This window comes from Dyadobacter crusticola DSM 16708 (assembly GCF_000701505.1).
GTDB classification, from domain to species: domain Bacteria; phylum Bacteroidota; class Bacteroidia; order Cytophagales; family Spirosomataceae; genus Dyadobacter; species Dyadobacter crusticola.
This window is the reverse complement of the sequence record NZ_JNJB01000016.1, coordinates 1-15,048: the sequence shown is the minus strand read 5'-3', so window position 1 is coordinate 15,048 and position 15,048 is coordinate 1. Positions and strand designations below refer to the sequence as shown.

The window sequence follows — 15,048 nt, the reverse complement described above, 5'->3', positions numbered from 1 at the left end:
TAAAACAAGAATATATTTAAAAAAGGCTATTTAATTATCGCCAAACATTCAGGGCAGGATAGTTAGTAACCACTCAGCCACTACTTTTACATTCTCAATTGATCCTTTCAGAAATGCTCAGACTTTTACCTCTATTTATCCTGTTTTTTACCGCCAGTTTTGCCCAAACCCATACTTCAACCATCCGCGGAACGGTGCGCGATGCAGATAGTGGCCAGCCGCTGATCGGCGCGACTGTGCAGCTGGTCCAGGGCCAGAGTGGCACGATTACAGCCCCGGATGGTACATTCCGGTTCGATCAGTTGCAAGTGGGGAGGTACCAGCTTACGGTGACTTACGTGGGTTATGAAACGATTGTTGTTCCCGAAATTCTGCTTGAATCAGGTAAGGAGAATATCGTACAGGTAAGATTAAGTCCAGCTGGAAGGGAATTGCAGGAAGCGACAGTTTCGGCTTCGCGCCCGGTTGCATTCAACAGTGTGCAGCCGATCACGATTGAGCAAACTTTCCGTTACGCAGCTACTTATATGGATCCTGCGCGTGTGGCGACCTCTTTTCCGGGCGTGGCGGCAGCGAATGATCAGGCAAATGGGCTGGTTGTACGTGGCAACTCGCCAAATAATATGCAATGGCGGCTGGAAGGTGTTGAGATCGTCAACCCGAATCACCTTTCCAATGCAGGTACATTCAGCGACCGACCTACATCTACCGGCGGCGGAGTGAACATTCTGAGTACGCAATTACTAGGGACTTCCAATTTTCTCGCAGGTCCGTTCCCTGCCCAATACGGCAATGTGACCGGCGCGATCCTGGACATGAACCTGCGTAAAGGGAATGATGAAAAAACCGAATTTACAGCGCAGGCGAGCTTGCTCGGGCTGGATTTCGCGGCCGAAGGACCATTTTCGAAAAATTCCAAAGCTTCGTATCTTGTTAACTACCGCTATTCTTTCACGGGTTTGCTCGGCGCAATGGGGGTTAGTTTTGGCGGCGAAGATATCCGTTTTCAGGATCTTTCATTTAACCTGAATTTCCCAACTGCAAAAGGAGGGAAGTTCACGGTTTTTGGCACGGGAGGTGTTAGCAGTAATACATTTGAGCCCGATAAGGATACAACAGCTTGGGAGTTTGCAAAGGATGAGCAGAATATTTTATACAAAAATAGAATGATGGCCGCCGGGCTGACTTTCGAGCAGCCTTTGAGGGATAATGTTTCATTCCGAGCTGCACTGGTAGGCTCAGGGCTCAGCACATCCCGCATTGCCTATCTGGTGGATCCCCGGACTATTGAAAGAGGGGAGTTGCTGGCGGATCAGAAGTTGGCTGATAGTAAAGTTTCATTCAACACCACGCTCACTTATCGGTATAATTCCCGGACGAGATTTCAGGCAGGGCTTTACGGGACTTTGAATAATTATGCAAGTTGGGCTTGGTCGGTGAAGGAGAAGTTGGCAAGTGTTAGCCTTCAACCGTTCGTGAACTGGTCGCTCAGGATCTCTCCGAAACTCTCTGTTGAGCTTGGCTTGCATGCGATGCTAAGTGTTGTAGGAAGGGCCCATAGAATAAGCGCCTTGCCCGAACCTCGTGCGTCCGTTAAATGGCAGGTCAGTCAATCTGCGCAGCTTTATGCATCTTACGGTCTGCACAGTCAAATGCAGACAGCAGGTATTTATGCCACCCGCATAGCGGATTACAGTTACTATAGAAACATGTTACTGAAACCGACACGCTCGCAGCAAATTACGCTGGGCTATCAGAAGTCACTTGGCAAAAGCAGCAGCCTGAAGGTGGAAGCTTACTGGCAGCATTTGTTTGATGTGCCCGTGGGACGCGGGATAAATGATAACTTTTCGAGTATAAACCTGGTGGAGGAAATTCCTTACGAATGGCTTTACAATGAGGGCACGGGCAGAAATTACGGTTTGGAAGCAAGTTTTCAAAAATTGCTAACCAACGATTTTTACATGCTTATTTCAGGCTCTTTATATGACGCCACTTTTGTAGATCGCCTGGGCGAGCGTCACAAAAGCCGTTTTGACGGCGGGCATACATTCAGTTTTACGGGCGGCAAGGAGTTGAGGTCCCGAAAGGAAACTTTGTGGGGGATTAATACGAAGATATTATGGATCGGGGGCTTTCGCGATAAGCCAATTAACGCAGCCGAATCGGCCAAAAATGGTGTGACCACTTATGAGCAGTTCAGTAATTACACGATCAAGTTAAAAGACTATTTCCGCCCCGACCTGCGCATTTACAGAAAGAAGAGCCGGGAAAAATACAGTACCACCTTTGCCATTGATCTACAAAATGTCTCCTCAACAAAGAACGAAGCCTACCGTTATTTTGATAGCAGGCAGCAAAAAGTAATCACTCAAAATCAGCTGGGGTTGATTCCGGTGGTGAGTTATCGGTGGGAGTTTTAATTTTGAATGACTGAATGATTGAATGACTGAATAATAGAATGAGCCGCCGTGGAACGGGAAATGAGTGAATGAGCCGCCGTGGAACGAGGAATGAGCAAAACCTTTGTCATGGTGAGCGCAGTCGAACCAGAGAGCACTATGTTACATTCAAGAAATTTTCAATATTTAAACCACTTATAGTCAACAGCTTTCCTGATTAGCGCCTTTCTTCAATCACAAACATAGAACTTTCTATGCGCTAAATGTGTAAATAGCAATGCAATTGAACTTCTGTTCAAAAGCTAAAAGCTAAAAGCTAAAAGGTAAAAGCCGACGGCCAATTGCCGAAAGCCGATAGCCAATTGGGGGTGACTGGAATTGACAGCGGGTTGGAAGTCTGTGTGTAAGCATGTCGGGAGTTGAGAATACCTCCCGGAAATAATGTTCTCAAACAATAAATGGCGAATCTACTTACGCCATGGCTGCTTAATCCGGAGGATTAACCAAATGCCATCATCTCTCCACCCCACGTGCTGCCGGGTGGATCCAGAGGTGTCGAACCGCAGCGCTGGTTGGTATATTGATACGTAAAGCCAACGAGACCCTAGTATCTAAGGCTTAGACGCGGGTCCGCCGCGAACCTTGTCTGGCCTGACAATCTAATCGAGGATAAGCATGTAGAAGGCGCAGGGTTTCCCTGTTCTGGACGAGGGTTCGACTCCCTCCATCTCCACAAAGTAGTTAGAATTAAGCCACAGGCGAGGTCGGAAACCTCGCCTGACTTGTTTAAAATGGTTTTGTGAACATGGGGTGACAAAAGTATGTGGTCGCAAATTCGACTACATGCAAAAGTATGTGGTCGAATTAGGGTTGCTCAGCCTAATTCTGTGTCGTATCAGTTTTCTGTAAAACTATTATGACACCATGCTCACCCTTCTGAAAAAGATTATCAAAATGCGGACTCTGTTTGTCCTTCGTAAAACTAGTGTTAATAAATCTGGCCTCTGTCCGGTCAATTGCAGGATCACTATCGACGGTGTAAAAGCCACTGAGTTCGCAGTGAGGTACACTACCGCTTACCCTTTAATCATTTTCGAGAATAAGGAGCAGGATCACGCATTTTCTGGTCACTTCGCCGCTTACCGCGGATTCTACGATGCTCTAATGCCTCGCCTCCGGGCAGAATGGGAGCCAAAAGGAATTAAGCCGTATGTGGCTCACAACTACTTCACCAAAGTAGATGGAGAGGGAATGACTTTGACCGGAGGGAAAGAGAATAAAGATCTTTTCAACAAGCCGATATCTGAGTGGCCCAAATCCGATTTAATGCCGGGCGGAACGCTGAGCGGGACAAATCTGCTTTGTCACGCCTACTATCTGAGCTCTGCCGATCTTACTCGTGACGAGCCTTACTCGTTCATGTTTTCCGCAAAGGTGGCCAATATGCTTGATAAAGATTTGATTTTATATCCTCAAAGCACACACGAGCACCACCCCAACAATTTCAAGGCCGTATACTATCCAGACGGCACCTTCTTCAAAACCACAAAGCAGGAATACAATCCGGCTGAGGTGATCACGATCTCATTCATCGCTCAAACCTTTGGTTCCGGCATTGTTCCGTTTGGAGCTGGGCCGAAAACCAATGAGCAATTCCGGTTTTCTCGTGATTGGCACTACACATCCGGAAACCTCTGGCTAAAAAAGGCCGCTAACGACTACTCGCCAATAGATCAGTTCCACTATTGGAGTGAACAAGAGCAATTTCCCGGCGGTGTATTCGAGTATTGTATCGCAGAGGGCGTAAGGCTTTATACCCAGACTTTCGCAAAAGTAATTCACGGCAAACCCGAATACCTGGATTTCAGGATAGATGGAAAGGCGATTTCAGGCAGGTAGACAAACGCAATGTGAATGAGCTGGTAGATGCTTTCCGTGAAAAGCGCGGGATTGTCTATGCTCAGGAGAAAGATGGGTTGCTCGCAGTGTTTTACCTGAACCCGTATGCAGACACCGACCTGCACATGGTCGAGTACAGGTACCGTGACAAGGTGTATTCGATGCCGGTTCATAGCACAATTGTTCACCCCGTACTGCACCGGCTATGAGAAAGCACATTCACCTTGTTGTTTTCATTTTCGCAGCAGTCGTGTTGATCCTTACCGCTGTCTGGCTTACCCGTTCATGCGCGCATAAACCGATTGTCACTACAACCTGGAAGCCTGCGGACAGTCTGGCCCATTACAAGAAACTCGCCCAACAGGATTCGGCAACTTGCTCCAAACACACACAACAGTATGAGCAAGATTATAACCGCTACCTCTATCCTGATCCTGCTGGCCGTGACAGTTTGGGGGCAAGAATCTGGAACGCTGCTATCCGAAAAGCAGACAGCCTACGCAAACGCTCTCCTTGACAGCGCATACCGCTACGAGCTTCTAAAGCCTACATTTTTTCATCTCAAAACCGCTTATGAATCGAGGGGAAAAGAAATCGACGACCTCCGAAACGCTTTGCGTATGTCAGAGCTGCAAACTGCATTGCAAAAACAAAGCTTTGAAGCCACTATCAGTGAAGAAAGGAAGAAGACCAGAAAGGGATATTGGAAAGGGTTCAAGCATGGATTCGGCGCCGGTTTCCCCGCTGGATTTTTAACCGGGCTCTCAGTCCATTAATCTTCAAACAAAATGAAACTTTTCGAACATTTTAATCTTACGTCAATGCTCGCCTCTATCGGTTTGACAATTGCAGTTTGTGGTGATGGTTTCCGTCGTGCTGCTGGGTTATATTGCTTCAATTATTCTTTCCGTGGTGTTCAAGATCGTTACGTCGCAGGTACCCGGTGCCAATCCGGTTCCAGGTGTCGCGCTCTACTTCATATTTGCCGGGTATGGTGTAATGTTCACCTACTACTTCATAAAGAGCTGTGATTTGATTGATCAGATCCTGCCCAACCTGCTGCCGAAGTGGTTCAGTGCTCCGTTCCGCAAGTTCCGCCAGACTGGTGACTACAAGGATTTGCTATCATTTGCCGGTCAGGAAGAGGAAAAAGCAAATACACCAGTGTCATGAAAACACAGGCGCAACTGATTGCCAAGTTTGGAGATCCGTATAAGGATAAGTTAGCGTTTGAACGTAAATGGATGGTGTATTGGGAAGTTCCGAAAGAGGTCATCGAAGCTATACCCGTAATTCCCAGGAAGATTTACATCAACTACTATGCGATTGTTCCGCTGGAAGATACTCTGAAAGAGCTGATCGCAAATGGTCTTCACAAGGAAATCAAGACCTATGATGGATGCTTCAACATCCGTCCCAAACGCGGCAGCTCTGGCATATCCACCCATGCGTGGGGGATCTCAATTGATCTGAACGCGAACTGGAATCCATTCAGAGGAAGGGTAACCTGGTCCAAAGAATTTTTGCATGCGTGGCGGCAGAATGGATGGATCTGCGGGGCCGACTGGTCAAAGGCATCAGTTGACGGTATGCATTTTCAACGGGAAGGTTTCTAAACCGAGCTAGTAATATTTTGTCGAATAATGCGTAAAAGCGCCAAGAAGAGACTTGGGCGCTTTTATACATTATCCAAATTAGCTCTTATGCAAGAGATTCAGCCTAAGGCACGATCTGTCCTACGCCTGTAGACCAAACGGTTACTTTCCAATCGGAAGTACTAGAATCGGTCAGCTTCCGGTAATCCCTGCCACCACCTGTGATTGAAGGGTACGACACGAGTGTTCCTGCCCTTAAAGTGCCGTAAGCAGCGTTAAGGTTGGCTTTTGTAGGAGCTGAGGTTGCTGAATTGGAATTAAATGACGGCTGAGCTCCGAAAAGTACATTACCATTCGAATCTGTCCATGTGCCGGAGATTTCCTTTATGGTCCAGGATGTCGTCGAATAGCCCACCCTGGTTAACGTTATTTTACTGCCAATCACATTGCTCTGGATAGGGGTGTTAGGGCCTGCAAGCGGCCTAAGTGACCAGCCTGTAATCGTGTTAATTCTAATCGGCTGAGCGGCCGTTACTTCTATTGTAACGTCTGCATTTGTCCCTACTTGATCATGCAGTGTGACAGTTTGAAGTCCGGTTGATGTAGTATTTGTTAAATGCCTGTAGTATGCCACCGTTTCTACGGGAGCAACAGAATAGCGGCTTCGGATGGTTATGTCATTACCACCCAGGTCCTTAATTAGCACACCGTACGCGTCAGTCACTTTTGGGAAAAGAGCAGTGTTCAAACCCACAATCGCTTTCCATGGAGACAAAATTTGGATTACTTTCGGATTGAATATCGAACAGTTTGTCCAGTTAGATGTTTGCGTCTGTCCATCTGCGAATAAAAATCCGATTACGTCAATTTCTAGCGGAGTGCGGTTATCAACAATGGAAGGTTCATGTAAATGGACGTTACCTAAAAGAGCCGCTCCAACAGCATCTGAATGCCTGTAAAACATATAGGCAGCCCGAAAAGTGTAATTATCGAGCGTTGCAGAACCGGCGCTGATTACAGTCGGATTATAAATGTCCACGCGTGGGCCGCTTGCAGCGTAATTATAAACCAGCAATCCCGACTTTGGATTATTCCTCCAGACCGGATTCTTGATCACTATACTGCCTTGGAAATTGCCCGCTGTCTGGTGGATTGTAAACCCATTTATACTGCCTTCGTCAGTGTGATTATCTATCACAATGTCAGCCACTTGACGAGAGTTTGAATGGTGGGCAAGCGCTATAAGTACTCCTCCGTGATTACCTGCGGTATATAAATTGGTAATTTTAATACCTTTCAGCACTTCCCATTGGCTGTTTGGTTCAATGTCTATGCCATTTGCCGGGGCCGATCCGTTAGCATTCCGAATGTTCACCCGATCTATCCAGCAGCCATTCGCCGTTATAATTGTAATCCCGTTCCTATTTGTGTTGTCTATATTGACGTTCACAATCCGGGCATTGATGTTCGTCGTACCGCCATCTCCTCTCCCAAGATATATACCATCGCCCCCAGTATTTTTAATAGTAATGTCCTCTATTAGCAAATTTTCAGACCCTAACACTTTGATGCAGCCGTTAAATTGACCGTCTTCACCAGATGGGTAGCTTGCTTTAATGTCCTCGAATGTTGCTTTGCCTACAATTTTAACGTTTTTGCCATTCGAAATCGTAAACATTGTTTGGTTATTGCCAAGGTTGCCGGTGCCTTTTACGTGGGCGCCGTCCTCGAAAATTAAGGACTTTTCGGTAGGGATAATTACCCCTGTTATCCGATATGGATTCTTGGTTTTCTCGAAAAACACAGTTCTAACATTGCTCTTAGCTAACATATCATTCCATTCACTGAACTCGTCCGTTATTCCGTCAGGAGCGGTGATTCCAAACCACTTAGCATTTACCACTCCATTGTAATTTCTTTTGTATCGTCTACCGCTTGCCGTTGCTACTAAAACAAGTGCACCGTCATCCGGTGTGTCGGTGTCGGATGCGTCATATACAAATAGACCCTGCCTCGGATTGTCTGTTATTACTATTGCCTCAGTAGTCCCAGCTAAACCGGCTTGAACCTCCGCAATTGTCAGATAAAGGACATTTCCGACTGACGATATTCGAAGTGCTTCATCCGTTATTCCACTCCGCATATCTATCTGAGGACTGAATGTTAGTGCACCAACTGCAACAAATGTGGATTGATTGTCAGCATTTTTATGGCTCCTTAGTAGCTCAAAAACACCTAAGCTACTTTTGGATACAAACTTACCTTTGAGTTTATATGAAGCCTTAGGTCGAGATGGGGTGAGCTCAGTTCCAATGTAGTCGTGATAATCGCCACCTGTTTTGACAAAACCCTCTGGTAATGTCAACTTCAGCTTAAAATTGTTTGCATCTTTTAGAACAAACGCGGTAGTAGGCGACACGTTTAAGTATTCGGCAGAAATAGTAATTTCGAATTCCTCATTCAAGCTGACGTTTGAGACGTTTGTTTCGATCTTGAATCTAATGGGGTCGATCTTGGGAGAGGCTGACAAGCAATGTGTAATTGCAAGGACGAAAAACAGAGTCCAGGCATACGATAAAGTTAAAGCATTTTTCATAGATGGTAAAAATTAGATGAGAGTTGAAGATACCCTAAGCAATCTAATTGCACTTACCATTAAATAACATTCTAATAGCGTTCGAAAAAATTCGACATTAAAGTAATAAAAATAACCGACAAGGGTGGGTAATAATATCGTATTCGAAACCTTCTCGACTTTTGTGCCAAGTGCCAATGTCACCTGCTTGAAAGCGGGTATAGCTTTATAGCCCCGGAAAAACGATCTGCTTAGTCGTTACTTAAATGTGGGCTGTCCATTCTCCAACCATTCCTTAAATTCAATCAGTCTGAGCCGGTAGAGCCAGATCCCTTGTAATCTGGACTAACCTTTAACATATTTAGCTCAGCTGCAACGAACTTGGCTGGATTCTGACGGTGGTGTAATTATTAAACTTTATCGGGCCCGCGGGCAGCTCTTTTTCGGCGAAGTAATCGATCAGTTCCTTGGTTGTCATCGGGAGTGCTTTTCTGGAACTCGAAGGTACAAGATGCCACTTAAAAAAAATTCTAAATCTTTCTTGCTCCATTTAGCCTGAAGGTCGATTTTCAAAAATCGGCCTTTTTTCATCTTGACACAGTTGTTGTATTTAGATACTTTGAAATCTACTTTACGATACCTTAAATATCATCAGCAATGGAAACTTATGAAATTCAACACTTTTTCCTGGCGGGAGCAATCGACTTTTTAAAGCAACTTGATCCAAATACTAAGCCATTCAACGCCGCAAACAAATCCTCCTCAAAAAACCCTTCCGGCCCTGCGCCTTTGTTCTTCATATTCATAGTCTTTTCCACCTCTCGCTCGTACATTTCAAATGCCTAGGCAGGGTTCCGGACGTCGCAAATCAATTGAGAGATACAGAAACCCCAAGCCTGTATTTAAGACCCTCATTTGCGTCAATGATTCGGGAATTGTTGTCGAAACGGGTATTGTAAAGTGCCTCCAAGCCAATGCGCCTGCTAAGCCGTAAGTTCAGCCCAAACGCACCTGACAACGTAAGATTCTGGGAACTGACAGTGGTATGAACACCATCAGTGAACTCTTTGCCCCATTGAAGGTTATAACCGGAAGCAAGTTGCACAAACGGCTTTAACCTGAACCTCGCAATATAATAGCGCAAATAGATTTCCGGTAAGGCAGAATGTAATTGATATTCGGGGAGCACGGATGTAACTGACTTGCCATCCTTTGTCTTCTGATAACGTTTTCCCATTGAAAATTGTAATCCGGCTACCAGGCGATCAGCTACCAGATAGCCTATTTGAGGCGTAATTGACCAGGCCCTGGTGAAAGACTGAAAATCGTTAGCTGCCGAAGCAGAAGCGTTTAGCGTTGCGATGAAGCTACCCTTTCTTAACATCTCAGGAAAGGATTCGTCCGAAACTTCGGCAGGTTCGCTCATTGCTGAATTGCCTTGTGCGTTTGTATGACTAATTGATGCAAGGAATAGAGCGCAAACAATGAGGGTGTAATGTAGTTGTTTCATGGAATGTTGATTTAGATAAATAGAGAGCAAGTTCCTTTCATGTTGTAAACAATACAGCTAGAATTTCAATGTGTAACCTATGTAAGGCAGTATTGGCAAAAAGGAAACCTGCTTAATGGAAATTCCGGTTGGCTTGAAATCACTATTACTACGCTGAATTTTCAAATCCAGATATAAAGGATTATTTCTGTTATAAACATTGTACATCCCGATGCTCAGCTCAGTATTTCGTTTCCGGGCAGTGGTTAAAGATTTGACAGCGCCAATATCCAATCTATGGAAGCTAGGCATTCGTCCGTTATTCCGATTGTCGTAAATAAACTTTGGATCCGTATTATTTTCTGTAAGTGTCGCGGCAACAGGGAGTGTAACTGAATGTCCTGTTTGATATACAAATGTGCTATTGAGCTTCCAACTTTTTCCAATCGCATATCCTGCTGTAAGGGACAGGTTATGTCTTCTGTCGTATTTCATTGGAAACCAGCTATTGTTGTTTATTCCTATGAATTTTCTTTCAGATTTGGACAGGGTGTACGACAAGGATCCCGTTAATTTACCAATATTTCTGGCGACCATAAATTCCAATCCTTTTCCCCTGCCAATCCCATTTTTAGCAATAATTGCATCCCAGGAATCCGCCAGCAGTCCGGTGAAGTTGGTGCCGTCAGGATAGTCAATCAGGTTTTTCATTCTTTTGGTGTATGCTTCAAGCGATAATTCCCAGCCGGAGTAGGGGAAAGTCTTGTATAATCCGAATGATAATTGGTTGGCCCTTGAAGGCACTACCTGATTTGTTGAGGGAACCCAGGCATCATAACCAAATCCAAAGCCGTTGTTGGTTAGTTGATGAAGGTATTGATTCATCACCGAGTAACCCGCTTTCATCGCCCAGTTGTTCAAAAGTGACCAGTTTAGCCCAAGTCGCGGTTCCGGATTGTGGAATGCACGGCCGCTAACTTTGTAAATACTATAACGTAACCCGGTATTGAGCCGGATCCTCGATGTTACAGTAATATCTCCGTCAACATACAAGTCTGTTTCGAATGCAGGATATCGGCCTTCCTTGGTATTGTCGAACAAACCATTGTAGTTGCTTTTCGTGACAAACGGACTAAATGAATGCCTTGTCGCGTCGATGCCGAATTTAACGCCCAATCGATTCGCAGGAAAATAGTCGAACTGAATTTTGCCCCCCCAATCACTTACACCAGCGTTGGTGTTCCGGTAAAAATTTACAGGTTGTTCATCTATATTCTTATCCTGGAAATCATTCGTGAATTCACTGGTATATTTCGAATAGAGCAAAGCAAATCTTGCGAAAAGTTTTTGAGAGAAAACCTTGCTGAATCTGAGTGTCGCCGTAGTGTTGCCCCAATTATTCCCAACCGCTGTTTCTGTCTCTTTTCCACTACCGCTGGCACTCCATTCGGTGTACTTAAACCGGTCAAAGCCGTTGTAAATACTTACATAAATTTGATCCGTTTTATTGATCTGGTAATTGAATTTTGCATTCAGGTCATAAAAACGATAGACACGGTCCTCTCCCGTGCCCGAACTGGGCTTCTTGCGTAAACTGAGTAAGGAAGTGAGCCCTAATGTAGAAACTCGTCCGGAAATGATAAAGGACGCCTTGTTCTTAATAATAGGCCCTTCCAGTGTGAGCTTTTGATTGAGCAGGCCAATCCCGATTTCTCCGCCAAACTTCTGATTGTTCCCATCTTTCATAGTAAGATCAATTACAGAGGCCAGTCTGCCCCCGTACCGCGCAGGGAATGCCCCTTTGTAGAGATCCACAGATTTCAAAGAAGCTGGATTAAAAACGGAGAAAAACCCACCCAAATGCATGACGTTATAAACAGGTACTTCATCCAGTAAAATCAAATTTTGATCCGGCGTTCCGCCGCGAATATACAGACCTGCACTTCCCTCGGTACCGGTGGAAACACCAGGTGTATAGCTTAATGCTTTTAAAACATCAACTTCACCAAGTAATGCAGGCAGTGCTCTGATTCTCTCCATAGGAATTGACAATTTCCCGATAGGAGCAGTGAGAATATTGTTTTCTTTGATACTTATTTCGTCGAGATGATTACCCTGCGTTAATTTTATTTCAACTGGGAAATCAACCTTGGAAATATTTTTAATATATCCAGGCAAATAACCAACATAGCTAACTTTAAGATGATGATCCGGGGAGGGAATTTCAAAGCTGAAATAGCCATATGAATTGGTTTGAACGCCCGTTCCTGAAATGCTATCTATTACAGAAGCGCCAATAAGCAGTTCGCCACTGGCAGCATCACGAACCGTCCCGCTTATGGTAACTTTTTGCGAGAAAGCATCGTGCTTTATTAGAATAGCTAACAGAATGAAGAGAAATACAAAGGGCTGATTCATAGCAATTCTATTGTCTTTTCATTTGATGCAAAAATAAGACCGTAGCCATTTTTGACATTAGTAAGAGCCCGCTGTGGAGGAAGTACCAGATGGTCTACACCTTCCGGTTGCTTGTTTTCTATTTTCGCGTATTCAAAATATTCCTTTGAAACAACGCCAATACGCGCAGTCACTTTGAGAACTCGATCGGTATAGTCGTAGCCAGTTGCGGTTTCTATGTAGAATTTTAGCGGTATCTGAGGTGCTGGCAAGCATTGATTAGACATCAAGAAAACACGACTTTGTGGATACAGAAACGCTTCTATAACTGCATTGTATTTTGGCTTCTCCGGTTCAGTTCCCCACGTGTGGCAATCTTCTTCATTAGCGGGTATATTGTCTGCTGAAGCATAAGGATAGCTGGAAAGTGTATCGTTTGCATAGTAACTCATCAGCTTGATGCTAAAATACTTATCCGAAAAAGCATCTTCTTTCGTAAAGTATAAACTAACCAAATCTTGTGGAGTTTGGTGGTTTATTTGAGGAACAACATTTTGTGTTCGTATTGCAGTCATCCCTGCTGACTCAACCGGGACAGTGACAACAGCCGACTCCGCAGTAGGTAACGAAGGTGCTGAAACCTGTACAATATAGCTGGCACCCGCCTGAATCACACTGTCGGATGTATAAAAGCCAGGCTCTTTCCCGGAATGCGAAAGTGTCAGATATGCTTTTCCATTTTTATATAATACAACGGTGGCATTATTTACCGTAACATCTTTCGGAATATCTCCAACCGGGTTGAATGTTTTTGTGACTTGTAATTTGAATGGAGAGTTTGCTTGAAGTTTACCCCACAAAACGAGTTTGTCGCCGGAGTACGGAACATTCATATTCAGGTCTTGTTCTCTGCAACCAACAAAGAGAATCAGTGTGATAAGAAGGAATTGTTTAACATTCATATTAAGATCAATATGCTCAAAACCAAACCATATACATCAAGCATGTATATGGTTTGGTTTCAATGGCTAATCACATACTTGATTACCGAGGTATGTAAATCAGCGGAAACTACGCTCAATCAGGATAGAAATTGACATTATATAATTTTGAAGGTGTAACTTGGCAATACATGTTGGCCTTTGTACCGACCAGCCAGGACAGCCCTGCCGTTCCATAGACTTCGCTTACGAACACACTAATCTCTTCCACATTGTTTTCGCTTCTTGATCCAGAAAAAGGAAATCTGGAAATAAAGCCCGACTCATTTTTCTCGTAAGTGCCTGAGGTTGTTAAGCTAAGATGATCAGCTGCAGTACCGCTCCATCCAATTACATTTTTCTTTTTGTAGCTTACTTTTACAACGAGAGAGCTATAAAAAGGAGCTACATGACGCTTGAATTCACCAATAATGCGACGATTTCCATCAGTGTTCTGATAGTCTTGCACCCGCGCATTTTCTATTTGTTCGTTAATAATCTTAGTATGCTTCACTCCTGGCATGTTACGATTTGCCAAGAATTCCTTTAAGATACCGTAGTCCCGTCCAACTTTGATTGCACTTGCCTTGTCAACTCCAAGGTGATAGGCTATGTCAGAGACTATTATGTATCCTTTATCATTCAAAACTGCTGCTAACCTTGGATCGTCAACGATCTTCTCCAATATTTTGTTTTCCCCGCTTCCTCTGAATACCAAAAGGTCAGATAGTTCACCAAAGTCGCCAGTTTCAGCGATTTTGTCATATTGTGCTGTCGTTATGACACTCTGCTTTTTTAATAAGGATGTGAAGCCGGATTTAGGATACCAGTTAGTCATATCTTTTTGATCGGCAATTTCCTTGATTACATTTTTTAGATGAGCTTGCGAAGAGAATTTCAGTACTCCGTCGACAAGTTCGACGTCAATGACCGAGGCCGATCGCTCGGCGTCAGTAGATGGATTGATCCTACCTTCTTTGTTGTCACACGACAGGAAAAAAACACCTCCGCATAACAATAGCAATAATTTCTTCATACTTTTACTACGGTTTAAATTGTGAAAAATAGTTTGAACTGCATTTAACTCATCCTGCGACCGCAAAATCTGGGGTGAGTTTTTTATTGAAGTAAAGGGCGCATTCGCCGAGAGTAAGCTTGATGAATGATTGTTAAGAGAGACTGATATCTTAATCTTACGTCGAGTACGCCCTCTCAAGAAGAGCTGAATTCAACCCGTTGTTCTGCGTTTTGATTGAGTGTTAACCGTTCCTCGATCAATCTTGGCAACTCTTTCAAATTTTGTTACGCTAATTGATACAGTCATCATCATGACGATGTGACAAATCAACGTTAAATGCTACTAAGGGAATAATAAATTCGTCAAGTACAGTTAATTCTTCGACCAATCAAGGCAATACTTCGACAAGTACCTAAGTAAAGGCCGGCCGTTTAGGTCGTTTTGCTCTGGATGAGGTTGCATTGAGAGCCGTTTTCTTCACAACTTTGCCAGCCTGTCGTTCAAATCCATCAGTTAGGATTTTTGCAAGCAATCGGCCGACAAGGCCAACAGCTCTTACTTCCACTTGTACGCTTCCCATTTTTAGAGGGGTGGCGAGTTAGACTTGGTTGTTGATTGTAATGGTTGATCCTTCTTTTTTCATGGTACTTACTTTCAGCTGTATATGCTTTTGATTTGGTGTTAGTCCCTTCA

General features: G+C 44.2%; 12 protein-coding genes, 1 other RNA gene and 1 pseudogene. 7 read left to right on the top strand and 7 right to left on the bottom strand.

What is annotated here, in order from left to right; genetic code table 11:
• Positions 1–113: 113 nt before the first annotated feature.
• The 7 genes from Q369_RS0118270 to Q369_RS0118245 all read left to right on the top strand — a co-directional run bounded on the left by Q369_RS0118270 (position 114) and on the right by Q369_RS0118245 (position 5,917).
• Positions 114–2,423: a TonB-dependent receptor gene (locus Q369_RS0118270; RefSeq protein WP_031529225.1), complete on the top strand. Its 2,310-nt coding sequence runs from the start codon at positions 114–116 to the stop codon at positions 2,421–2,423.
• Positions 2,424–2,766: 343 nt separating this feature from the next.
• Positions 2,767–3,138, top strand: a transfer-messenger RNA (tmRNA) gene (ssrA, locus tag Q369_RS28815).
• A gap of 188 nt (positions 3,139–3,326) precedes the next feature.
• Positions 3,327–4,301 carry a hypothetical protein gene (locus tag Q369_RS0118265; protein WP_031529224.1) on the top strand — a complete coding sequence of 325 codons (975 nt, stop codon included), beginning with the start codon at positions 3,327–3,329 and terminating at the stop codon, positions 4,299–4,301.
• A gap of 11 nt (positions 4,302–4,312) precedes the next feature.
• The gene (locus tag Q369_RS0118260; protein WP_031529223.1) at positions 4,313–4,510 is read left to right on the top strand and encodes a hypothetical protein; all 198 of its coding nucleotides are present in this window, start codon (positions 4,313–4,315) and stop codon (positions 4,508–4,510) included.
• A gap of 189 nt (positions 4,511–4,699) precedes the next feature.
• The gene (locus tag Q369_RS0118255; RefSeq protein ID WP_031529222.1) at positions 4,700–5,077 is read left to right on the top strand and encodes a hypothetical protein; all 378 of its coding nucleotides are present in this window, start codon (positions 4,700–4,702) and stop codon (positions 5,075–5,077) included.
• Positions 5,078–5,159: 82 nt separating this feature from the next.
• Positions 5,160–5,474: a hypothetical protein gene (locus Q369_RS0118250; RefSeq protein WP_157488241.1), complete on the top strand. Its 315-nt coding sequence runs from the start codon at positions 5,160–5,162 to the stop codon at positions 5,472–5,474.
• On the top strand, positions 5,471–5,917 hold the full coding sequence (locus Q369_RS0118245; RefSeq protein ID WP_031529220.1) for a M15 family metallopeptidase: 447 nt from the start codon (positions 5,471–5,473) through the stop codon (positions 5,915–5,917). The genes Q369_RS0118250 and Q369_RS0118245 overlap by 4 nt, the downstream gene beginning before the upstream one ends.
• A 103-nt stretch (positions 5,918–6,020) precedes the next feature.
• Here Q369_RS0118245 and Q369_RS0118240 read toward each other — a convergent pair whose 3' ends face one another.
• The 7 genes and pseudogenes from Q369_RS0118240 to Q369_RS0118210 all read right to left on the bottom strand — a co-directional run bounded on the left by Q369_RS0118240 (position 6,021) and on the right by Q369_RS0118210 (position 14,373).
• On the bottom strand, positions 6,021–8,492 hold the full coding sequence (locus tag Q369_RS0118240) for a right-handed parallel beta-helix repeat-containing protein (protein WP_031529219.1): 2,472 nt from the start codon (positions 8,490–8,492) through the stop codon (positions 6,021–6,023).
• A gap of 340 nt (positions 8,493–8,832) precedes the next feature.
• Positions 8,833–8,949 (bottom strand): DUF6965 family protein, encoded by a 117-nt coding sequence (locus Q369_RS29985; RefSeq protein WP_445438676.1) that lies wholly within the window; start codon positions 8,947–8,949, stop codon positions 8,833–8,835.
• Between the two features lie 390 nt (positions 8,950–9,339).
• A complete protein-coding gene (locus Q369_RS0118225) occupies positions 9,340–9,981 on the bottom strand; it encodes a hypothetical protein (RefSeq protein ID WP_031529217.1) in 642 nt (213 codons plus the stop codon).
• Positions 9,982–10,038: 57 nt separating this feature from the next.
• Positions 10,039–12,000, bottom strand: a complete 1,962-nt coding sequence (locus Q369_RS0118220) for a TonB-dependent receptor plug domain-containing protein (protein ID WP_229206886.1) — start codon at positions 11,998–12,000, stop codon at positions 10,039–10,041.
• Between the two features lie 114 nt (positions 12,001–12,114).
• Positions 12,115–12,378, bottom strand: a pseudogene (locus Q369_RS29910) (carboxypeptidase-like regulatory domain-containing protein); the annotation flags it as partial.
• Positions 12,375–13,319, bottom strand: a complete 945-nt coding sequence (locus tag Q369_RS0118215; RefSeq protein WP_031529215.1) for a DUF4249 domain-containing protein — start codon at positions 13,317–13,319, stop codon at positions 12,375–12,377. The gene Q369_RS0118215 and the pseudogene Q369_RS29910, both read right to left, overlap by 4 nt.
• A 115-nt stretch (positions 13,320–13,434) precedes the next feature.
• Positions 13,435–14,373, bottom strand: a complete 939-nt coding sequence (locus Q369_RS0118210; RefSeq protein ID WP_031529214.1) for a hypothetical protein — start codon at positions 14,371–14,373, stop codon at positions 13,435–13,437.
• Between the last annotated feature and the right edge of the window lie 675 nt (positions 14,374–15,048).